We start from the raw sequence: 22,685 nt of genomic DNA, 5'->3' as shown, positions 1-22,685 counted from the left end.
TACCTAAACAAAAACGGAAGCCACTGTGGCTTCCGTTTTTTATTGTTTGGAAAATAAAGATTGTTTCTTATCTTTCCCAGTACGCTTCTTCTAAGCTGTCTTCACGCTCTGGCAAGCCACGAGATAAACGTGGAGAGTGCTGAGCTAATACTTCAAAACTTACACGGTTTGAGTATTTACATACTTGTGAGAAAGAAGAATACGTCAAGAAAGAGTGCTGATGCTTGCTTGAGTTTGGTACGTTATTACGGTGGTAATGGTTTGCAGCCATATCATGTAATAAAGCAGATAATGCACCATCGCCAGCACCATTAGTGTTCTTAATTTTTTCAGGGCCACCCATGTATGGTGAAATGTGTGAAAATACCTTAATTGGGTTTTCACAGCTGTCCTTCACTGCTGGACGACTAAATTCAAACTGGTTAAATTCAGCAATTGTACCTGGAAGTAATGGTAGTGATGTTTCACGTTTTGCAGAATCTTCCGTGTAACCTGCCATATACAGACCTACAGGGCCTGCAGTACAAAGAACTAGGTCAACCCACTCAAGAGCCTTATTTGCAGCTTCTAGAGGGTCTGTAGCACCAGTAAGCGCCTCACCTTCCTCTTCATTCATTGCAACAACTGTTATGTGGTCATTTAAGAAATCACGCCAGTATTGTGGATCATCTTGAACCACAAACTTAGTACCCATAGTTAATACAACTGGCACATCGTATTTCTTCGCATATTCAATCGCTTTCATTGTTGCTTCAGGCATTGGGTCGCCTTCTTTACAACGAACTAGATATGCTGTTAGCACTAGTGCTGATGCATTTTTGAAAATCTTCTCAGGAATGCTCTCTGCACGAAGTTGGTTCATGTCGCCTTCGCTAATTGCAAACGTACGCTCACCATCTTCACTTATCAGTGCAAAACAACGACCAATCGCACCCGGAACAGGTTGAAGGTAGTTTAAGTCCATTCGGCTAGATGTGTTACATAAATAACGGTATGAATAACTGCCTATGTGAATATCTTCACTCATAACACCTAATAATGTTGATTTATCATCAGCAAGAACAGAGTAGTTATGAAGCGTATTACCAATCGTACCACCAGCAAATTCATTGCTGATCATATTATTGTCTTTTAATTCATTATAAAGCATCTCTGCTTTATCGTTATCAATAACCAGTGAGTGTCCTTTACTCAAGCCATATTTTTCAATAAAAGCATCATCTACTTTCGCTTCAATATCCACTAGCGTTTGGTCGATACCTATAATATGGGTACGAGACATTTTCTTAGCTTCTTGAGCTTGGCTAACTAATGGATCACGTGCGTGAACAGGAAAATAATGCTTAGATTTACGCTGACCTGGAAATTTCATAAAATAATCATTCAACTGGCTAATGGAAGAACTGCGAAGTTTAGCCGCTCAATAACTCTGCCGCAACTACTGATATACACTACCATCAATAGCAAACGTTTGCTCTTTCTATTTGTTTATACATCTAGCCTTAGGAAGCGATTTCGTGGTAATTTAAAGCGTATTTTTTAAGAGTAATAACCATGACTACTGAACTAATTAGCTACGACGACGTAATTGAAGTCGCTTACGATATCTTCCTAGAAATGGCTCAAGATAATCTTGAACCTGCAGACGTTGCTTTATTCACTTTGCAATTTGATGATCGTGGCGCAGCTGAGGTTGTTGATACCCGTGATGACTGGGCTGAACACGTTGGATTTGAAGTAGATAAAGAAACATATGCTGAAGTATTAATCGGCTTAGTAAATGAAGAATCTGATGCATTAGATGATGTTTTTGCTCGCATGCTAGTTAGCCGTGATCCTGAACATAAATTCTGTCACATGCTATGGAAACGTGATTAAGTTAATCCCTACCATATTGTTAAAAAGGAGCATTCATTTGCTCCTTTTTTATTTCTGTATTTATTGAATCTAGCTCTTCGCATCCCCATTATTTCTTTATGCTCACAAACTGTTTAAACCAATTTCCCAATAATAATTGGTATTAACACAGAATAACGATAAAGGAATACCATGTCACAATTTCAAACTCGATGCCCATCTTGTCATGGGTTAAACCGTCTTCCTACTGAACGAGTCGACGATAGTGCAACTTGTGGTCGCTGTAAGGAACCATTATTAGATGGTAAACCAGTAGAAGGGACAATGGATAACCTAGCCGCTTTACTTAATAGCGATAAAGCCGTTGTTATCGATTTCTGGGCACCTTGGTGTAACCCATGCGTTGGCTTTTCGCCAGTTTTTGAAGATGTTGCCGCAGAACGTAATGGACAAATTCGTTGTATTAAAGTCAACACAGAAGCTGAACAACAAATTGCAGCACAATATCAGATCCGCTCAATACCAACGATCATGGTATTTAAAAACGGTCAGCGTGTAGACATGATTAATGGTGCATTACCTAAAGGTCAATTTGATCAATGGTTAAATCAAGCACTGCTTAAATAATGTAAATAGCAGACAAACAAAAAGCCCCTTTATGACTCTGCATAAAGGGGCTTTTTACTATTTATTATGTGTTATCTATTAATATAGATTAACCGATAAACTCAACACCATTCATGTACTTACGTAGTACTTGTGGGATTGCAATTTTACCATCAGCTTGTTGGAAGTTCTCAAGAATCGCAACCATTGTACGACCTACAGCAAGACCAGAACCGTTTAGTGTATGCACAAGTTCAGGTTTTTTCTCGCCTTTACGACGGAAACGAGCTTGCATACGACGAGCTTGGAAATCCCACATGTTTGAACAAGAAGAGATTTCACGGTACGTTTCTTGTGCTGGAACCCATACTTCTAAATCGTAAGTTTTACGAGAGCCGAAGCCCATATCACCTGTACATAGAACCACTTTACGGTAAGGAAGTTCTAATAGTTGAAGAACTTTCTCAGCATGACCTGTTAGTTCTTCAAGTGCAGCCATTGAGTCTTCAGGTTTAGTGATTTGTACTAATTCAACTTTGTCGAATTGGTGCATACGGATAAGACCGCGAGTATCACGACCGTAAGAACCCGCTTCAGAACGGAAACATGGAGTGTGAGCCGTCATCTTAAGTGGCATATCAGCTTCATCAGTAATGGTATCGCGCACCATGTTAGTTACTGGAACTTCAGCTGTTGGGATAAGTGATAGTTTCTTAAGTGGAACATCACTTACTTGCTCTGTTAGTGGACTTGTGTGGAACAAGTCTTCACCAAATTTAGGAAGCTGGCCAGTACCAAATAGGCTATCTGGGTTTACAAGGTATGGTACGTACATTTCTGTGTAGCCATGCTCTTCAGTGTGAAGATCAAGCATAAACTGAGAAAGAGCACGGTGAAGGCGAGCAAATTGACCTTTCATTACGATGAAACGAGAACCAGAGATCTTAACCGCACTTGCGAAATCAAGACCATCAGCCATTTCACCTAGATCAACGTGATCTTTAACTTCAAAGTCATACGCTAAAGGTGTACCCCAACGTAATACCTCTACGTTTTCGTTCTCATCTTTACCTAGTGGTACTGAATCATCAGGGATGTTAGGTACAGAAAGCGCGATGTCTTCGATTTGTTGTTGAAGCTCTGCTAGTGCTGCTTTTGCTTCATCCAGTTCAGAACCCAGATTCGCAACATCAGCCATAATGCGATCAGCTTCTTCGTGATCACCTTTCGCTTTTGCTTGACCAATGGACTTCGAACGGGAGTTACGCTGCGCTTGAAGCTCTTCAGTTTTTACTTGAAGGGACTTACGTTGTTCTTCAAGGTTGCGAAGTGTCTCTACGTCTAGCTTAAAGCCACGACGTGCCAGTTTTTCAGCTGTTTCATCCAGCTCTGTACGAAGTAATTTTGAATCAAGCATTTGTAATCCTATGCCTTATAGTAATGGTGTGTTCAAAATAAAAAGAACCCACTTAATAATAAAATCCTGTGCAATTTTCATTTCCAAATTGCGATTCGAATAAGATACCGAAAATGCCCTTTTATTGGTAGCGTTTTAACGGACTGTTTTGATCTAATTGGGCTAAATATTCTAGCTTTTCACTAATTTTGGTTTCTAAGCCACGTTTTGTAGGAAAATAATACTTACGATCACGCATTTCAGGTGGGAAATAGTTCTCACCCGCCGCATAAGCATTTGGCTCATCATGAGCATAACGATAATCTGACCCATACCCCATATCTTTCATTAATGAGGTCGGAGCATTACGAAGATGATTAGGCACTTCATAATCTGGTGAATTTATCGCATCCATTTGTGCTTGTTTCCATGCCGTATAAACCGCATTACTTTTTGGAGCACACGCTAAATAAACCACGGCTTGAGCAATGGCTCGTTCACCTTCAGCAGGACCAATGCGAGTAAAACAATCCCATGCATTCATTGCGACTTCCATCGCTCTAGGATCAGCGTTACCGATATCTTCTGAAGCAATAGCAAGTAAACGACGAGCTACATACAGAGGGTCACCACCTGCGGCAATAATTCGAGCCGTCCAGTAAAGAGCCGCATCAGGATTTGAACCACGAATGGACTTATGAACCGCTGATATTAAGTCATACCACATATCACCTTTATTATCGAAGCGTGCAACTTTTTCACCTGCTACTTCCGCTAATAATGGTAAATCGACGACTTTTTTACCTTGTGCGTTTTCTTCTGCCATATCATGCAAAAGCTCTAAATAGTTTAGAGACATACGAGCATCGCCTGATACTAAATCAGCTAGCTGCAATTTAACAGCATCAGGTAGTACAAAATTTTCATCATTTAAACCACGATCTTTATCTATTAAAGCTTGGTCAATGACTTGAACAATGTCTTCTTTTTCTAGTGATTTTAATTTGTATACACGTGCACGAGATAACAAGGCGTTATTAAGTTCAAAAGACGGGTTTTCTGTTGTTGCACCAATAAAGGTAATCGTGCCGTCTTCAATATGCGGTAAGAATGCATCTTGCTGGCTTTTATTAAAGCGATGCACCTCATCCACAAACATGATGGTTCTTCGACCCGTAATTTGATTTTCTTTGGCCTTTTCGATTGCCGCTCGAATATCTTTAACACCAGAGGTTACCGCTGAAACACGTTCAACTTCTGCGTTCGCATAATTGGCAGCGACTTCCGCTAATGTTGTTTTACCCGTTCCCGGAGGTCCCCACAAAATCATAGAGTGGATTTGACCCGCTTCTAACGCTCGACGCAGTGGTTTACCAACACCTAGCAAGTGTTGTTGACCAATATATTGCTCAATATTTTGCGGACGCATTCTAGCAGCAAGGGGACGATAATCGTCCCCTGCTGAAAAATCTAAACTGAAATTACTCACGTTTATCCTTTTAGTTTCTTAGATGCACGCTTATTAACGTTGATCGTCAATATCTACACCATCAGGAATCGCAAATGTAAAATTATCTTTGGCAGGCTTCTTCGCTTCAAACTTTGTGAAATCAAAATCACTACGTTGGCCATCTTGCTCAACAACCGAAAAACCCGTTACTTTGCCGTTTTCTTGGATGCGAACAATAAATTCACTTTTTACAGCAGAATCTGCTTTTGGTGAAACCGTAAACGCATCACCATTTTGGCTTACTGAATAATTGTCCCAATCCGACGCTTTATTACGAGTTAATAATACGAATGGTGTTTGAGTTGTTGCTTTCTCTAACCCCATTAATGTTACTTGCTCAACAAATGGGTTGTAATACCACAAGGTGTTGCCATCGGTAACTAATAGGTTTTCATCAGGCGTTTGTGTATGCCAACGAAACAAATTAGGGCGCAGGATCTTCACATCACCCTCGCCTTGCATTAGTACATCACCTTCTGGGCTTAATACTTTTTGTGTAAAACCAGCTTCAAAACCTGCATTCTGGTTCAATCGTTCGGTTAGTTCACTTTGAGGTGATGCCAATACCGTCGAACTTAATAAACAGAGAGAAAATAAAATCTTTTTCATTACACTTCACTTCTAAAAATTTGGATTAATCGTGCATACCTACTGGAGGCGGTGCAATTACTTCACGGTTACCATTGTGACCTGGAGTACTAACAATGCCATGCGCTTCTAATTGTTCGACAATACGAGCAGCTCGGTTATAGCCGATTCTAAATTGACGCTGAACACCTGACACTGAACCACGACGTGATGTTGTTACAAACTCAACCACCTGATCAAACAACTGATCTAGCTCTTCTTCACCTTCAGGTTTTTCTCCTGGAAGTAATGCTTCAGCACCTTGATCACTCTTAGTAATCGCATCAATATAATTTGGACGACCACGCGCTTTCCAATCGTTCACTACCGCATGTACATCATCATCTGATGCAAAAGCACCATGAACACGTACTGTGTGGTTAGAACCCGGCGCTAGATAAAGCATGTCACCCATACCTAGTAGTGACTCTGCACCACCTTGGTCAAGAATGGTTCTTGAGTCAGTTTTAGTTGATACTGTAAACGCCACACGTGTTGGGATGTTTGCTTTAATCAAACCCGTAATAACATCAACAGATGGACGTTGTGTTGCTAGAATTAAGTGAATACCGGCTGCACGTGCTTTTTGAGCCAATCGTGCAATCAATTCTTCTACTTTCTTACCAACAACCATCATTAAGTCAGCAAATTCATCAACGATAACAACGATAGATGGTAACTTCTCAAGCAATGGCGGCATTTCGTCCATGCTGTCACCCGGTTTCCATAATGGATCGTGGATTGGGTGTCCCGCTTCAGCTGCCATTTTTAATTTATCGTTAAAGCCTTTTAGATTTCGAACACCTAATGCAGACATTAACTTATAACGACGTTCCATTTCACCAACACACCAACGCAGAGCATTACCTGCGTCTTTCATGTCCGTTACCACTTCCGTCAATAAGTGTGGGATTCCTTCATAGATAGAAAGTTCCAACATTTTTGGATCGATCATAATGAAACGTACATCTTCTGGTGTCGCTTTATAAAGCACACTCAAGATCATTACGTTTACACCAACTGATTTACCTGAACCTGTTGTACCGGCAACCAATACGTGAGGCATTTTCGCAAGGTCAGCAATGATCGCTTCACCAGCAATATCTTGTCCCATTACAACCGTTGTTGGAGACTTCGCTTCAATAAACTTCTGGCTACCTACAACATCAGAGAAGAAAACGGTTTGTCGATTAAAGTTAGGTAATTCAAGACCAACATATGGTTTGCCCGGAATAACTTCAACGACACGCACAGCCATTGCTGATAGTGAACGAGCTAAGTCCATCGCTAGACCTGAGATACGACTAACCTTAACACCCGGCGCTAAATCTAATTCAAATCGGGTAATTACAGGCCCTGGGAAAATATCCACCACACGAGCTTTAATTTTGTAATCCGCTAATTTAGCTTCAACCAAACGTGCCGTATGTTCTAACGATTCACGAGACTCTAACTCTTCACGCGTATCTGGTGAGTAAAGCAAATCCAACGTCGGCATTGGTGATGTTGGTTTTGGTAAATTTGGCTCTGACTGTACTAAAAACGGATTTTGTAATGCTGCCTGAGTCGCCTTTTCTTTTGCAACTAGCGCTTGGAACGCAGCTACATCAGCATCAGAATGCGTTGGCGTTTCATCTTCTACTTCTTCAAAAACAGGCTCTGCAACAGGCGTAACATTAACTTCAAGCGTATCAGCAACCTGATGTTGAGATTGAACGAAGCTTGGTTCATCATCAATATCATCAGCCTCTACTGCACTGAATGTTAGTAACGTAGATTCTTCCTCACTTTCTGATGCTTCTTGAGCAGAGAAGTGAGCTTGAGTCGTTAATTCGTCACCTTCTTCAACGTCATAATCAGCAGAATCAAAGCTAACTGCATCAGATCCGACGGTATTATCTTCTTCAAAAGAAGTGGCATAGCCCTCACTCACTTCTGAAGTTGAAACAGGTGACGTTACAGGCTCTTCTTTAGCAAAAACAGAATGGTCTTGTTCTGTATTTTCTTCTACTTCTTGTGCTGCACTAAACGATGGTTCAAATGCACTATCCTGCGTTTCAAATCCTGATGTAGGCATTTCTGGAGCATCAATTGAAACGTCAGATAAAGCGTCACTGCTCATAGCTGCAGTAGTAACAGCAGCTGCGGTAGCATTCTGCACAAAGGCAGTTTCAGCATCAACTTGACTCAATAATGGATCTTGTTCTAAAGCCTCATGATCAAGCTCTGCAATCGTCGCATTACTACGCATAGATAAATTCAAACCATCTTCTAATAGTTCAGGTTCTTGATTTACCTGCATCGTTTCAACATTGCTTTCTAAGTCTTGAGCAACTTCAGTAACCTCTTGAGTATTAAACTCTTCTGGAGCTACTGTTGAATCAGCCACATTTGGCTCATCAATGTGCGTATTCGTTGTAAATAGTGGATCTTCATAAGGTTGAGACACTTCTGAATTATCAGAAAATACATCAACCGTCGATGTTGAAAACAGAGGGTCATCATCTGTCGAATAAAAATCATCATCCGCTTTCGCAGCCGAAACAACCACACCCGCCCCAGCGGCACCAAAACGTGGTAACTCACTTGCAGAGATCTTAGGTGTCGCATACGGGTCAAGAGGTTCATCGTCTTCAACCGCCGTCATCGACGGTGCAGAAACAAATGGTTGAGAAGATTCAGGTTTGCTTTCTACGATTGGTTGTTCATTCTCAACTTCATAAGTTTCATCTTCTGTTTTACGAACCTTATTTACTAAAGCACGAGTTGCTTCTAAAACAAAACCACCTAGGTTATCGACTATCGTTAGCCAAGATACACCAGTGAATAAAGTTAAACCTGCGCCCCATAAGAACATGAAGATAAGCGTAGAACCCAATACATTTAAAATAGGGTTTGTAATGCTAGTTAAAACATCACCAACGACACCGCCAGATGAGAAATACCAAAGATCATCAAAGTTAGTATCCGCTAAAGCACAGCTTGTTAAGAACAAGATCAGTAACCCTAAAATACGAGTACCAATCATCATAAAATCTAATTCAGTTTCTTGCTCTTCTTCTCTTCTACGGAAAACAATCCAAGTACAACCAAGTAAGATCACTGGTAGTAAATAAGCTAAAGACCCAAAAGCAAAAAAAAGCGTATCAGCAATCCACGCACCAAATGAACCACCCGCATTTTCTACTGAGCCCGCCCATGCAGTTTGAGTCCATGATGGATCGGCAGGATTAAAACTCAATAATGAAATCGTGATGAATATTGTTGCGAGTAAACCTACGATAAAAAGCGCTTCTTGTAGACGTTGGTTGCCATTCAAACGCTCTTTTTCAGGTTCTGCCACGGCCTCAACTTTTAATGTCGTAAGCTGCATTTTTCTTTCTGCAATTTTTTCTTTAATCTTTGTAAACAAAATACTGTCCATTGATACGATACTTAGATTTAGTCATCCCTCTTTAAAATGCGAATTCGAGGAGAAGTAAGGATCACTGAATCTCTATAAAATAAAAACAAGTCGAGCGGCACTACGCCGCTCGTCATTACTTAATAGTAATCACAGGTAAATAATATACCTAAAATGCCATTAAGCTCTGCAAGTTTTTGTAAAAATAAAGAAAATATCTCGATATTTACAATCTTGCTTCAATTAGCGAGTCTTAATCACTAAATGGTTCGTTTGTTTTACTTCTTCCATAACAACATAAGTACGAGTGTCGTTAACGCCGGAAGTCGTAATAGTGTATCACCAAGTAATCGACGATAAGCACTCATATCTGATACACGAGTCTTTAAAAGATAGTCAAAATCACCCGATACAAGATGACACTCTTGAATATCGTCTAATAACTGTACTGCAGCATTAAATTGTTCAAATACATCCGGTGCACCACGGTTTAACGTGATTTCAACAAATACTAATAATGACGCATCAAGATATTGTGGTTTAGCAATGCTGTATAACCATTGATATACCCTTGGCGTTCTAGACGGCGAACGCGCTCTAAACATGGAGTTGGCGACAGGCCTACTCTCTTAGATAATTCAACATTTGAAATTCGACCATCTTTCTGGAGTTCATTCAAAATATTGCGATCGATACGATCCAGTTCCTTGGAAGGTTTCTTATTATCTACCATTTTTTATTCCACCTTATTACTTCCTTGCAAAAAAATATACTACAACTTTTTAATATTTAGCATCAAATTTTGCCATTTACAATCTATACTAGATAAAAACTCGAAACAAAAACCCTACAACCAGTCATAATAACCATAAAACAAAAGGAAATCAGGATGATCATTGGAGTACCTAAAGAAATAAAAAATCATGAATATCGCGTTGGTATGATCCCTGCGAGTGTTCGCGAATTAATATCTCATGGCCACACCGTATTTGTCGAAACAAAAGCCGGCTCAGGCATTGGTTTTACCGACGAAGACTACATCGCGGTTGGTGCATCCATTCTTCCTACAGCTGAAGACGTATTTGCTAAAGCTGAAATGATTATTAAAGTTAAAGAACCTCAGGCTGTTGAGCGTGCAATGCTTCGTGAAGGGCAAATTTTATTCACGTATTTACATCTTGCACCAGATCTTCCACAAACTAAAGACCTAATCAAGAGTAAAGCTGTCTGCATCGCATATGAGACTGTAACAGATAATATGGGTCGTCTGCCACTATTAGCGCCAATGTCAGAAGTTGCAGGTCGAATGTCCATTCAAGCAGGCGCACAAACATTAGAGAAATCAAACGGTGGTCGAGGCTTACTTTTAGGTGGTGTTCCGGGTGTTGAACCTGCGAAAGTCGTCATTGTTGGCGGTGGTGTTGTTGGAGCAAATGCTGCTCGTATGGCCGTAGGAATGCGTGCTGATGTCACCATATTAGATCGCAATATCGATACGCTACGTCATCTAGATGAAGAGTTTCAAGGTCGAGCTAAAGTCGTTTATTCTACGGTGGATGCCATTGAAAAACACGTTCTAGAAGCTGATTTAGTCGTTGGTGCCGTACTTATTCCGGGCGCAGCAGCACCTAAGTTAATTACAGCAGAACATATTAAACGCATGAAACCGGGCGCAGCCGTTGTTGATGTTGCCATTGACCAAGGCGGTTGTTTTGAAACCTCTCATGCCACCACTCATGCTGACCCAACTTATATTGTGGATGACGTTGTTCATTATTGTGTTGCTAACATGCCAGGAGCGGTTGCTCGAACCTCTACATTTGCCCTAAATAATGCAACACTTCCTTACATAATTAAATTAGCAGATAAGGGATATAAAGCGGCTTTATTAGAAGATAAAGGCTTTTTAGGTGGTTTGAACGTTATTCACGAAAAGTAACCTGCAAAGAAGTAGCAGAAAGTTTCGACTTAGAATACGTTGCTCCTGAAACGGCTATCAGTGCTTAAAAAGCATATCCTATAACCAAATCATTTGAGGGCACCTATTACGGTGCCCTTTCTTTCATCGAATAAATTCCCTACAATCAGGATATTGGTTGATAACTCGATGTTACCTTCCTCTTTCTCTATTTTTTGTTTTAGCTCGGAGATCCTATGAGCAACGTTAAGCATTCAAAATTACTAATTCTTGGTTCTGGTCCTGCGGGTTACACAGCTGCTGTTTACGCTGCACGAGCTAACTTAAATCCAGTGATGATCACAGGTATGCAACAAGGTGGTCAATTAACAACGACTACTGAAGTTGAAAACTGGCCTGGCGGTGCTGCCGATATGACTGGCCCAGGCTTAATGGAAGAAATGAAGGCACACGCAGAGCGCTTCAATACTGAAATCATTTTTGACCATATCAATGAAACCGATTTTAGCCAACGTCCTTTCCGTCTAAAAGGTGACTCAGGTGAATACACTTGTGATGCGTTAATTATCTCAACAGGCGCTTCAGCTAAATATTTAGGTTTAGAATCTGAAGAAGCATTTAAAGGTCGTGGCGTTTCTGCTTGTGCAACATGCGATGGTTTCTTCTACCGTAACCAAAAAGTAGCGGTTGTTGGTGGCGGTAATACTGCTGTTGAAGAAGCATTATATTTATCAAACATTGCGGCTGAAGTGCACTTAATCCACCGTCGTGACTCTTTCCGCTCTGAAAAGATCTTAATCGATCGTCTGATGGATAAAGTAGAAAACGGAAACATCATCCTACATACCGACCGTACATTAGAAGAAGTACTAGGTGATGATATGGGCGTAACCGGTGTTCGCTTAAAAGACACCAAATCGGATGCTACTGAAGATTTAGAAGTTATGGGCGCGTTTATTGCTATTGGCCACCAACCAAATACCGCTATTTTCAATGGTCAGCTTGATATGGAAAATGGCTATATCAAAGTAAAATCAGGCCTTGAAGGTAATGCGACTCAAACAAGTGTTGAAGGTATTTTTGCTGCAGGTGACGTTATGGATCATAATTACCGCCAAGCAATTACGTCTGCAGGTACTGGCTGTATGGCCGCTTTAGATGCAGAACGCTTTTTAGATGCGTTAGAAGCAAAAGAAAGTTAAACTATCTATGTTAACGTTAAACCCGAAGTTAATGCTTCGGGTTTCTTTTGCTCATCTTATTTTGTTGATGTGCCTATTTTTTCTGATATTCAAATTATTAAAATAGAAAAAGTAGTGCGTGCAAAATAATACAAAACGTAAGCTTTCAATATTATGGATAAAATACAACAACGCGAGTTAGGTAAATGGCTCAAGGGTCAAAGCAAGCTTGCAAAAAAATGGCTCACCCTCTCTATCGGGCTCGGCTTTCTTTCCAGTCTTTTTCTTATTGCTCAAGCGGCATTACTTGCCGATATTCTGCACCAATTAATCGTAGAACAAGTCGATAAATACGAACTGATTTCGCACTTTGTTGCTATCTTAGTGTTTGTTGCTATTCGTGCCCTTTGTAGTTGGGGACGAGAGATTGCAGGTTACCGGTGTGGTGAACACATTCGAGTACACATTCGACAATTGATTTTGAATAAACTTCAAGAATTAGGTCCAGCTTATATCAAAGGGAAACCTGCTGGTACATGGGCAACCTTATTACTTGAACAAGTTGAAGACATGCAAGACTTCTTCTCTCGCTACCTTCCACAAATGTCTCTATCGGTTTTAATTCCGTTTGTTATATTAATCGTGGTGTTCCCTCAAAACTGGGCTGCCGGGTTAATCTTTTTGCTTACCGCTCCGTTAGTTCCATTATTTATGGCACTGGTTGGTATGGGAGCTGCAGATGCTAACCGACGAAATTTTAAAGCATTGCAACGTTTATCTGGTCATTTTTATGATCGTCTGCAATCAATGACAACCATACGCTTATTCAATAAAACAGCACAAGAAACTGAACACTTACATGGTGCTTCGGAAATTTTCCGTAAACGTACGATGGAAGTACTAAGACTGGCATTCTTATCGTCAGCTGTTCTAGAGTTTTTCACTTCAATTTCAATTGCTATTGTTGCGGTTTACTTCGGTTTTACTTTTATTGGTGAGCTAGATTTCGGTCATTACGGAACAACTGTTACTCTGTTTACAGGCCTATTTATTCTTATTCTTGCTCCAGAGTTCTATCAGCCACTCCGTGATTTAGGTACCTTCTATCACGCCAAAGCACAAGCGATCGGTGCTGCAGAATCGCTGGTTGAATTTCTAGACACCAAAACAGAACAGCAAGCTCAAGGTGATAAAAAAGTCTCTGAATCTTCAACCCTCGATATTCAAGTTGAAGAGTTAATCGTAACGACTCACGATGGAAAAAACCTCTTAGGTCCTATTAGTTTCCATCTAGAAGAAGGCTCTCAAACTGCACTTATTGGTCCTAGTGGTGCTGGTAAAACAAGTTTGATTAATGCCATTCTTGGCTTCCTTCCATATCAAGGAAGTATCAAAATTAATGGCATTGAATTATCAGAATTAGATAAAACTGAATGGTATAAAGAAATCAACTGGGTCGGTCAAAACCCAACATTGGTTCACGGTACTATTCAAGAAAACATCACTCTAGGTAAACAAGAGATTACTCAAGAACAACTAGATACGGCATGTGAGCATGCATTCGCTAACGAGTTTATTGCTGATCTTGGTTATCAACATGCGATTTCTGATCGTTCAGGTGGTTTATCTGTAGGACAAGCACAGCGACTGGCATTAGCAAGAGCATTATTGCAACAAGGGCGTTTATGGATCTTAGATGAACCAACAGCAAGTCTTGATGCAAAAAGTGAACGTTTAGTCATGAAGAGCTTAAATCAAGCGACTCAAGGCTTAACTACATTAATGATCACTCACCGCTTAGATCAACTTCATGCAATGGACTCTATCCTTGTATTAGATAAAGGGAAAATAGTTCAATCTGGCTCATTTGATGAGATAAAAGATTCTGGCCTATTTGCGAATATGCTAGCGGCAAAACAACCAGTGCAAGGTGATCTCGATGCGTGATTTACTTCCTTATATCAAACTCTATAAAAAACATTGGTTCGGCTTAACGCTTGGTATGCTACTCAGCTTTGCTACTTTGTTTGCTTCTATTGGTTTGCTAACAATTTCTGGCTGGTTTATCTCAGCTTCAGCTATTGCAGGTTTAACCATTGCAAGAGAAACATTCAACTACATGCTTCCAGCCGGTGCCGTTCGTGTTTCTCTATTGGCCGTACTGCTGGACGATGGGGTGAACGTGTTGTTAGTCATAACGCCACATTCAAACTGCTAACTGAATTACGTATTTTCTTCTTTAAGAAACTAATACCGCTTATCCCAGGTCGTTTCTCAAAGCTACGTGATGCGGATTTATTAAACCGTCTTGTTGCTGATGTTGATGCAATGGACCATGTATATTTGCGTTTAGTTAGCCCTATTATTGTCGGTACTTTAGGTATTATTGGACTGACTGCATTTCTTGCATGGTTTGATATCACTATCGGTCTAACTCTTGGAGCTATTTTACTTTCTCTATTGCTAATCTGGCCAACGCTATTCTACAAGTTAGGTAAGCACAATGGCTCAGAGTTAACTCAAAATAAAGCAATACTGAGGATCAAAACCTTAGATTGGCTACAAGGTAATGCTGAATTACGCATTTTTGGTGCGGAAGCTCAATACCGTCAACGTATTCTTGATGCACAAACGGCACTATTAGCTAACCAGCACCGTATGGCAGCATTAACAGGATTAGCAAATGGTCTATTACTACTAGCTAACGGCTGGACGCTGCTATTAATGTTGTGGATTGCAGGCGACGGTATTGCAGGAATGACACCTGACCCTATGGTTGCGATGGTTGCATTTGCGACAATGGCAAGTTTTGAACTACTTATGCCAATAGCCGGCGCCTTTCAATATCTAGGGCAAACACTAAGCTCGGCTCGTCGCTTGAATGAAATCATCACAGCAGCACCAGATACTGTTTTTGATGAAAACGGCGTAGATCAAGCCATCAAAGGTAATTTAACCATCTCAAATGTTGATTACCAATACATGGATGCCGATACCAATGCAATTAATGCCATCTCACTTGATCTACTTGCAGGACAAAAAATGGCCATTGTAGGTCAAACTGGCTCTGGTAAATCAACCTTACTACAGTTGCTAACTCGTCAGTGGGATCCTAAATCAGGCTACATTGCTATTGATGGTGTGAAGTTACCTAAATGGAAAGAAACAAATCTTCGTAGTGCAATGTCAGTGGTAAGCCAACGAGTGGATATTTTAAATGGCTCTCTGCGAGATAACTTACTGCTTGCCGATGATACAGCAAGCGATGAAAAACTGACGGAAACGTTAAATCAAGTTGGTTTGGAAGATTTAACAACCGACGAAGGTCTGAATGCTTGGTTAGGCGATGGTGGTCGACAACTCTCTGGTGGTGAACGTCGTCGAATTGGGATTGCACGAGCGTTATTACATGATGCACCTATTGTATTATTGGATGAACCAACAGAAGGTTTAGATCAAAAAACCGAACAACAAATCATGTCGGTACTTAATAAACACATTGAACATAAAACCGTTGTGTTTATTACACACCGTCTTGTGAACCTAGAACAGATGGATCATATTTGTTTAATGGATCACGGTGAAATCGTTGAGCAAGGTACGCATGATAGCCTCCTATCTCTTAAAGGTGCTTACCACCAATTATGGCAACGCTTTTAATTACCTTAGATAGATAACCTAAGGATATAAAAAAAGCCGATATGACCATCATCATATCGGCTTTTTTGTATCAGTTAATAAGAGCAATACCTAAACGTACTTCTCTTCAAACTCTTTCATAAATTGCACAAGCGCTTCAACACCTTCTAATGGCATTGCATTATAAATTGATGCACGCATACCACCGACAACTCGGTGTCCTTTCAATGCTTTTAAACCCGCTTCATCTGCTAATTCAAGAAACTTCGTATCAAGCTCTGGGTTTGCCAGTTGAAATGGTACGTTCATTAATGAGCGATTATCAGAATGCACATCGTTACGGTAAAAATCAGATTGATCAATGTAATCGTACAGAACCGCTGCTTTCTTACGGTTGTGTGTTTCCATTGCATCAATACCACCATTAGATTTCAACCATTTGAAAACTAATCCCGCAAGGTACCAAGCGTACGTTGGAGGCGTATTGAACATAGATTCTTTATCAGCCAAAACACCATAATTTAATACACTAGGCAGTGCTTGAGAGGCTAAATCCAATAAATCATCACGTACAATAACAATCGTTAAGCCCGCAGGACCAATATTCTTTTGTGCTCCGGCATAAATAACACCGTATTTCGACACATCGATTTTACGAGACAAGATAGTTGAAGACATATCAGCAACAATCGGTTTGTCTGTTACTGGTAAATCATTAATCTCTATTCCATCGATGGTTTCATTTGGACAAAAATGAACATACGCAGCATCATCGCTTAATGCCCACTCAGAAGCCGGTTGAACCGCTTTTTTACCATCAACATCAATAATGGTATTAATGACATTTGGAGTACAATATTTTTGCGCTTCTTCAACCGCACTTTGAGCCCAATAACCTGCATCAACATAATCAGCTTTAGTATTACCGCCCAATAAATTTAAAGGGACAGCAGCAAACTGAGCTCTGGCACCACCTTGGCAAAACAATACTTTATAGTTGTTTGGAATGGCTAATAAATCACGCAAATCTTGCTCTGATTCTTCAGCGACTTTAATAAACTCTTTACTACGGTGGCTTATTTCCATCACAGATGTGCCTAAGCCGTTCCAATTTACCAATTCCTTTTGAGCTTGGGCGAGAACGTCTACTGGTAACATTGCTGGTCCAGCACAAAAGTTAAATACTTTTTCCATGTTTCTTAAAACTCCTGTTGATGTTTACAACACTAACTGACAAAAAATGATTACGAAATTAATAACACCTTTCATCTCATAAAGGAATCAGAAAGTGATCTATTTCACTAAATCTATAACGATGACAGATTCAAATTAAAAATATTAATTAAAAAAATAGCCCACCAAAGTGAGCTATTTGTATAAATATAGATGAATTAACGAAGATAAGTTAAAAAGCCTAATAGCATAAATAGAGGCATTTTTTGACCATTTGGTAACTCAATTTGACCATTAGCAATCTTCGCAGATAACCGATAATTATCGCCCTCTTCCGTTGCAAATTCATTAACTAGTAATTCATCCATTTGCATACGAAGTTCTGGCGTTTCATCTACCAATTTTTTCGCAATAACTAGCTCAGAACTGCCTTGTAATGTTTGAACTAATTTATCCGCATTTTGAGAAGCTCGTGCTGTCCCTGCTGGTAAAGTAAGTAGAATTTGGCTATTCACTTTACTACCTAGAACATCAGCACTGAATTCATTTAAATTTACTTTAAAACCTTTAGCGGCAAGTAAATCAAAAGACAGCATCAGTTGTTGTACTTTTTCTGGCGTGATTTCTTGCTCTTGTAATAGAGGAACTAACTTAATTAATGCATCATAGTTTAGCTCTTCAAAACTTAAATCAAAAACACCATTTTCTAACGTACCACTATCCGTAACAACTTCATTTATCGTTAGTTTATTGCTAGAGGTAAGTACATTGTCTTCTGGTTTATCTTTTACTTCTTTGATTTGGTTAATGCTCGTATAGTTAAAGCCTTTCACTTCATTGTGATTTTGACCTTCTACGTCATTTAACAGCAATTTATCCATACCGATGTTTGCTTCACCAATGAAGATATCACCTACATAATGACCAACACTTTGACCCTTTACGTTATCAACAATAAATTCTGACTGATTATCTAAACGTAATTCCGTTTTAGGAAGGTTATAGACTAAAGAGAATTGACCATCTTTTTGTACCGTTGCCGACACTTCACTTGCGGCAACAAATAACTTTTCAACACCCTGTGCACGCAAATCGTCATTCACAAAGTTAGCATCTTGACTTGAAAGAAGTAAATCAGTTGTGCCTGTTAATTGACTCTCAGTAGTTAACTTAAGTCCTTTAATAAAATCAGACTTATTGGCTTCAGTTTCAAATGTTGATACCGAAGAGATCGACAATAAACCATGAGATATTTCATGATTCACAATAATGTCAGTCGGATATCCAGCATGTTCTAGCTCAGCACTTAAACCAGGATCAACAACATGAATTCGACTTTGCGCAGTAGAACTTAAATAACCACGGTCATAAGACAAATTTTCAATAGCGATGACTGAATTATCATAAGAAGCAATCCCATCTTTAAAAATAGCCTCACCAATCTTACCTGTTGCAAATGGCCAGCAAGCAACAAGAGCGATTGCACCACCTATAGCCGCGTATTTTTTTAACTCGTTCATATTGTTATCCAACGTTATCTATTTCGATCAGTTTACCTAACACAATAAGCCCAACACAACTCTAATTAGTAAATAACTGCGTCATATATAACAAAACTTACTATGCTTGGCTTAATTTTTGCTTTATTTTATTAAATATATATACATGTTCATTTTTTGACGATTTGTTGTTACTTCAAATTTATATATTGCTTTCTAGCAAAAATACCGATTTCTGTTAGTATCTAGGCCATATTTTTTGTTTACAGCACTCAATTTGATAGGTTTCAAATATCATGATCCGTAAAACACTTTTAGCATCAAGCCTAATGTTTATTTCTGCAACTTCAATGGCTGCAGATGACGCAAACAATGCCATCATGAGCAACTTCAGCTACGATTACGTTGAAGCTCGCATTGGCTTTAGCCCTTCAACATTCGGTGCTGGTTTCAGCAAATCAATTCACCCAAATGCTCACGCTATCGCAAACATTGATTCAGAGCTAGACGGCGATTACGACCTAGCTGCTGGTCTTGGTTTCCACGCTCCAGTAAACAATTGGGCTGACATCACAGGTGAAATGTTATTACGTGTTGTTGATGACAACCATAAATACCACAATGACACAGGTATGGAACTGAACCTTGGCGTACGTCAATGGTTAGGTCCACAACTTGAAGTTGGTGGTAAAGTAGGTTACCTATCTATCGATGATAACGACGATACTCTATTCTCAGTATACGGTCGCTTCCACTCAACAGAGCTATTCTCTATTGGTGCTGAAGGTCGCTTCAATGGTATCTACGGTGATCAGCTTCTGCTAACAGCTCGTTTTAAATACTAATTTAAATTAGATATTTAAATACAAAAAAACCTCGTTATCCCTTAACTTTATTTGTTTCGGTATAACGAGGTTTTTTTATGAAATAAACAATTTAAACTTGCTGCAATAATGCTTGCTTTGCAGGCTCTTGTAATAAAGTCCAATGAACGCCTGACTCCGCTCCAGCAAATTTCCAAAGTAGCTTAACATCCACATCACCACCATAGGTGTGATTCACTTTTTTAAATACATCAACAGCACCAATTTCCAGAAATGAATCAACATCAGGAACTCCTGCTTTTTTGACCATCCTTTCTAATGTCAGTTGCATATTTGGTAAGTCACGTAAACGGCGGTTTTCTTTTGATTTTTTAAACTCTCTTTCTAAACGAGAATTTTCCATAGCTTCTTGAACAATAGAAAGAAGAGAAGCCGGTTTCTTTTCAAATAACTCAGTAACATCAAAATAATTTACAGTAGCAATTGTCGTCTTCTTAACATGCTTGAAACGCTCACAACCTAACTCTTCAAACCGAGCATCTACTTCACCACCACCACGAACATATAATCGTCCGTCAGTAACAAGTGAGAACATAGCATCTTCATTAAACAATCCAACACCACCAAACATTGAACGTTTATTAAATCTTCCCAGTTTTTTTACAAAGTTAAAAAAGCGCTCTTCTAGATGACTCATCTCGATCTCCTTGATCTTTAAATTAACATCCCCCGTCCCTGTCATAAAATTGACATCAAGCAATTGAATAATAAACGTACAATGAATATGTTTCTATTATTTTTATATTAATACCTGAAATAACAGTATATTTCTTTATTTCGATCACATAATTACTAATTAATTCATGTAACGAAACAAGTAATTCTTCAGGCTCGTATCACATTATAATGACATAACATCGCACCTCATTACATTGATGAATCTCACAAGATTCATTTGTCATGTCAATAAATTATCACTTATTTAATTCACCGTATTAACTTTGACATTTCTACATATTTTTTTAATTTGAGTGTGTGCTCAAATCTTTAAGTTTTTATTTCGTATGTATAAAAATAATGTATGATTTACCCATTATTTAAATACATGAATTAAAATGAATCATTTATCATTTTTTTGGTTAACTCATGACAAAGAGAAAGCTCTGAATGCATTGAGGACTGAGTTTAGCCAACAAGTTACCTCTAACATCACATCGGGGAAAATTCAGCTTCCACCGATCCCTGATGTCGTTCTTAAAATTCAGAAATTGTGTACCCTTGAAGGTACAATGATAAAAGATGTGTCCGATACGCTTTTAGAAGACCCGAGCCTTACCGCTATTGTGATTCGAATGGCTAATTCTGTCGTATTTAACCGCCGTAATATTACCTGTACAGATGTTCTTACTGCTGTATCTCGTCTGGGTATCTTCCGTGTGCGTGATATTGTTACCGCACAAGCTATCGAACAATTAAAATATTCAAGTGACTTAAATAGCGAGTGTAATGCGTTACTTCGTAAGAGTGCGGCTAAGTCGCGCGAATTTGCCGCCGTTATGACAATGGTATGCGAAGAGATACTAAAAGAAAGTACTGATAGCTCACACGATTACCTTGAACCAGAAAAGGCGCTATTAAGTGGTCTTTTGGCAGACATCGGTTTATTTTGCTTAGTCAATAAATACTACAACTACCTTGAAGAAGGAAATTACCTCGATCTCGATGTTGCACTCCATATTTTTGAAAAAGAGTGTAATCCAATTAGCTACCATGTATTGAATCATTGGCAGTTTGATGAAGATTTCCTTTCAATTGCCACAAATAAACAAATTTCAGAAAATAGCTACCCAATAAGTTATTTAAACATCGCACGTATTGCTAATCATTTGTTAATGTTCAGAAATAACGATGACGATATTGATGACCATGAAGTAGAAATCACACTAGAAGGTGCTGAAGCCCTTTATACACTAAGTAATCTTACCAATACTCAATTCAACGACCGAATTAGAGAAACACTAAGAAGCAGTGGTTTGTAATTAAATTACAACAAATTGATTAACATTATATTGCCGAATTTGAAAAGCCTTGATATTCTCGAGGCTTCTTCAAAAGTTGGGTTTATTATTATGTTTTCGGGAATGTTATTCGTTTTTTTACCACTGCTTTTAGGCTATTTAATCCCTCTTCATACGAAGAAGCCGCTTCAACATATTAATGCTGCAACAAGTCACCTAGTTACCGTTATCCTAGCACTTATGGGCTTAAGTCTTGCTGCTCTGGATAATCTTGCTCAAAACCTCAATCAAATCTTAACGATTACGGTTACTTTCTTTATCGCAATTAGTGTATGTAACTTAGCTATTCTTCCTATTATGGATAAGCTCTTTCCGCTAAATTCAGAAGGGAATAAAAACTCACTTCCACTATTTAAAATGATCCTAGAATCAGCAAAGCTGCTCTTAGCGGTTGCAGGAGGTCTAGTATTTGGCTTACTTTCTGGTATCGATTTAAGTTGGGTTGAGCAAGCCAGTGAGATCATCCTATTACTTCTATTATTTTTAATTGGTATTCAATTACGTAATAGTGGCCTTACACTTCGCCAGATCCTATTAAATAAGCACGGTATTATTATTGCCGCAGTTATTATGTCTACTTCTTTTGTTGGTGGCATCATTGGTGCTCTTATTCTTGATATCCCATTACCACACGGCTTAGCAATGGCTTCTGGTTTTGGATGGTATTCACTTGCTGGCATCTTAATGGGTGATGCTTTAGGTCCAGTATATGGTGGCGCGGCTTTCTTAAATGAACTTTTCCGTGAGTTGGTCGCTCTACTACTAATCCCAACCTTAATTCATCGCTATCCAGTCACCTCTATTGGTTACGCTGGAGCAACAGCAATGGATTTCACACTTCCTGTTATTCAAAATTGTGGCGGGATTCGCTGTGTTCCTATTGCTATTGTCAGTGGTTTTATACTGAGTCTCTCAGTTCCTTTTTTGATGCTGTTCTTCGTTTCTCTTTAAGTAATCGCAGCAGAAAAAAGTTA

Annotated in this window: 15 protein-coding genes and 3 pseudogenes; 9 read left to right on the top strand and 9 right to left on the bottom strand. The window is 39.2% G+C overall.

Features of this window, described 5'->3' with window-relative positions; translation table 11 throughout:
* Positions 1–67: 67 nt before the first annotated feature.
* Entirely contained in the window at positions 68–1,372 is a 1,305-nt protein-coding gene (locus AAFX60_004870; protein XDF78484.1) for an inosine/guanosine kinase, read from the bottom strand.
* Between the two features lie 182 nt (positions 1,373–1,554).
* Here AAFX60_004870 and AAFX60_004865 point away from each other — a divergent pair, with 182 nt between their 5' ends.
* Positions 1,555–1,878 carry an HI1450 family dsDNA-mimic protein gene (locus AAFX60_004865; GenBank protein XDF78483.1) on the top strand — a complete coding sequence of 108 codons (324 nt, stop codon included), beginning with the start codon at positions 1,555–1,557 and terminating at the stop codon, positions 1,876–1,878.
* Between the two features lie 171 nt (positions 1,879–2,049).
* Positions 2,050–2,484, top strand: coding sequence for a thioredoxin TrxC (gene trxC, locus AAFX60_004860; GenBank protein ID XDF78482.1), 435 nt, complete (start codon positions 2,050–2,052; stop codon positions 2,482–2,484).
* Positions 2,485–2,572: 88 nt separating this feature from the next.
* Here the strand turns inward: trxC and serS are convergent, their stop codons facing one another.
* From serS to lrp, 5 genes and pseudogenes are all read right to left on the bottom strand, one after another.
* Entirely contained in the window at positions 2,573–3,880 is a 1,308-nt protein-coding gene (gene serS, locus AAFX60_004855; GenBank protein ID XDF78481.1) for a serine--tRNA ligase, read from the bottom strand.
* Positions 3,881–4,001: 121 nt separating this feature from the next.
* Positions 4,002–5,354, bottom strand: coding sequence for a replication-associated recombination protein A (locus tag AAFX60_004850; protein XDF78884.1), 1,353 nt, complete (start codon positions 5,352–5,354; stop codon positions 4,002–4,004).
* 27 nt (positions 5,355–5,381) lie between these two features.
* Positions 5,382–5,978: an outer membrane lipoprotein chaperone LolA gene (lolA, locus tag AAFX60_004845; GenBank protein XDF78480.1), complete on the bottom strand. Its 597-nt coding sequence runs from the start codon at positions 5,976–5,978 to the stop codon at positions 5,382–5,384.
* 25 nt (positions 5,979–6,003) lie between these two features.
* Positions 6,004–9,420, bottom strand: a complete 3,417-nt coding sequence (locus AAFX60_004840; GenBank protein ID XDF78479.1) for a DNA translocase FtsK 4TM domain-containing protein — start codon at positions 9,418–9,420, stop codon at positions 6,004–6,006.
* A gap of 222 nt (positions 9,421–9,642) precedes the next feature.
* Positions 9,643–10,132 (bottom strand): annotated as a pseudogene (lrp, locus tag AAFX60_004835) (leucine-responsive transcriptional regulator Lrp).
* 156 nt (positions 10,133–10,288) lie between these two features.
* Between lrp and ald the strand changes: the two are divergent.
* From ald to cydC, 4 genes and pseudogenes are all read left to right on the top strand, one after another.
* Positions 10,289–11,406: pseudogene (gene ald, locus AAFX60_004830) on the top strand (alanine dehydrogenase).
* 147 nt (positions 11,407–11,553) lie between these two features.
* Positions 11,554–12,519: a thioredoxin-disulfide reductase gene (gene trxB, locus AAFX60_004825; GenBank protein ID XDF78478.1), complete on the top strand. Its 966-nt coding sequence runs from the start codon at positions 11,554–11,556 to the stop codon at positions 12,517–12,519.
* Positions 12,520–12,672: 153 nt separating this feature from the next.
* Complete coding sequence (gene cydD / locus AAFX60_004820; GenBank protein XDF78477.1) at positions 12,673–14,445, top strand: cysteine/glutathione ABC transporter permease/ATP-binding protein CydD; 1,773 nt, start codon at positions 12,673–12,675, stop codon at positions 14,443–14,445.
* Positions 14,438–16,158 (top strand): annotated as a pseudogene (gene cydC / locus AAFX60_004815) (cysteine/glutathione ABC transporter ATP-binding protein/permease CydC). The gene cydD and the pseudogene cydC overlap by 8 nt, the downstream one beginning before the upstream one ends.
* Positions 16,159–16,248: 90 nt before the next feature.
* Here the strand turns inward: cydC and serC are convergent.
* Positions 16,249–17,331 carry a 3-phosphoserine/phosphohydroxythreonine transaminase gene (gene serC, locus AAFX60_004810; GenBank protein XDF78476.1) on the bottom strand — a complete coding sequence of 361 codons (1,083 nt, stop codon included), beginning with the start codon at positions 17,329–17,331 and terminating at the stop codon, positions 16,249–16,251.
* Between the two features lie 197 nt (positions 17,332–17,528).
* Positions 17,529–18,830, bottom strand: a complete 1,302-nt coding sequence (locus AAFX60_004805) for a DUF945 family protein (protein ID XDF78475.1) — start codon at positions 18,828–18,830, stop codon at positions 17,529–17,531.
* Between the two features lie 275 nt (positions 18,831–19,105).
* Here AAFX60_004805 and AAFX60_004800 point away from each other — a divergent pair, with 275 nt between their 5' ends.
* A complete protein-coding gene (locus AAFX60_004800; protein ID XDF78474.1) occupies positions 19,106–19,654 on the top strand; it encodes a hypothetical protein in 549 nt (182 codons plus the stop codon).
* A 91-nt stretch (positions 19,655–19,745) separates the two neighbouring features.
* Here the strand turns inward: AAFX60_004800 and tfoX are convergent, their stop codons facing one another.
* Positions 19,746–20,375 carry a DNA transformation protein TfoX gene (gene tfoX, locus AAFX60_004795; GenBank protein XDF78473.1) on the bottom strand — a complete coding sequence of 210 codons (630 nt, stop codon included), beginning with the start codon at positions 20,373–20,375 and terminating at the stop codon, positions 19,746–19,748.
* Between the two features lie 373 nt (positions 20,376–20,748).
* Here tfoX and AAFX60_004790 point away from each other — a divergent pair, with 373 nt between their 5' ends.
* Both AAFX60_004790 and AAFX60_004785 read left to right on the top strand, forming a co-directional pair.
* Positions 20,749–21,672 carry an HDOD domain-containing protein gene (locus tag AAFX60_004790; GenBank protein XDF78472.1) on the top strand — a complete coding sequence of 308 codons (924 nt, stop codon included), beginning with the start codon at positions 20,749–20,751 and terminating at the stop codon, positions 21,670–21,672.
* Between the two features lie 90 nt (positions 21,673–21,762).
* Entirely contained in the window at positions 21,763–22,662 is a 900-nt protein-coding gene (locus AAFX60_004785) for a lysine exporter LysO family protein (protein XDF78471.1), read from the top strand.
* Positions 22,663–22,685 lie beyond the last annotated feature (23 nt).

Source organism: Aliivibrio fischeri, assembly GCA_038993745.2.
Lineage (GTDB): Bacteria > Pseudomonadota > Gammaproteobacteria > Enterobacterales > Vibrionaceae > Aliivibrio > Aliivibrio fischeri_B.
The sequence above is the reverse complement of the archived record's forward strand: the minus strand, read 5'-3'. Positions and strand labels throughout refer to the sequence as shown.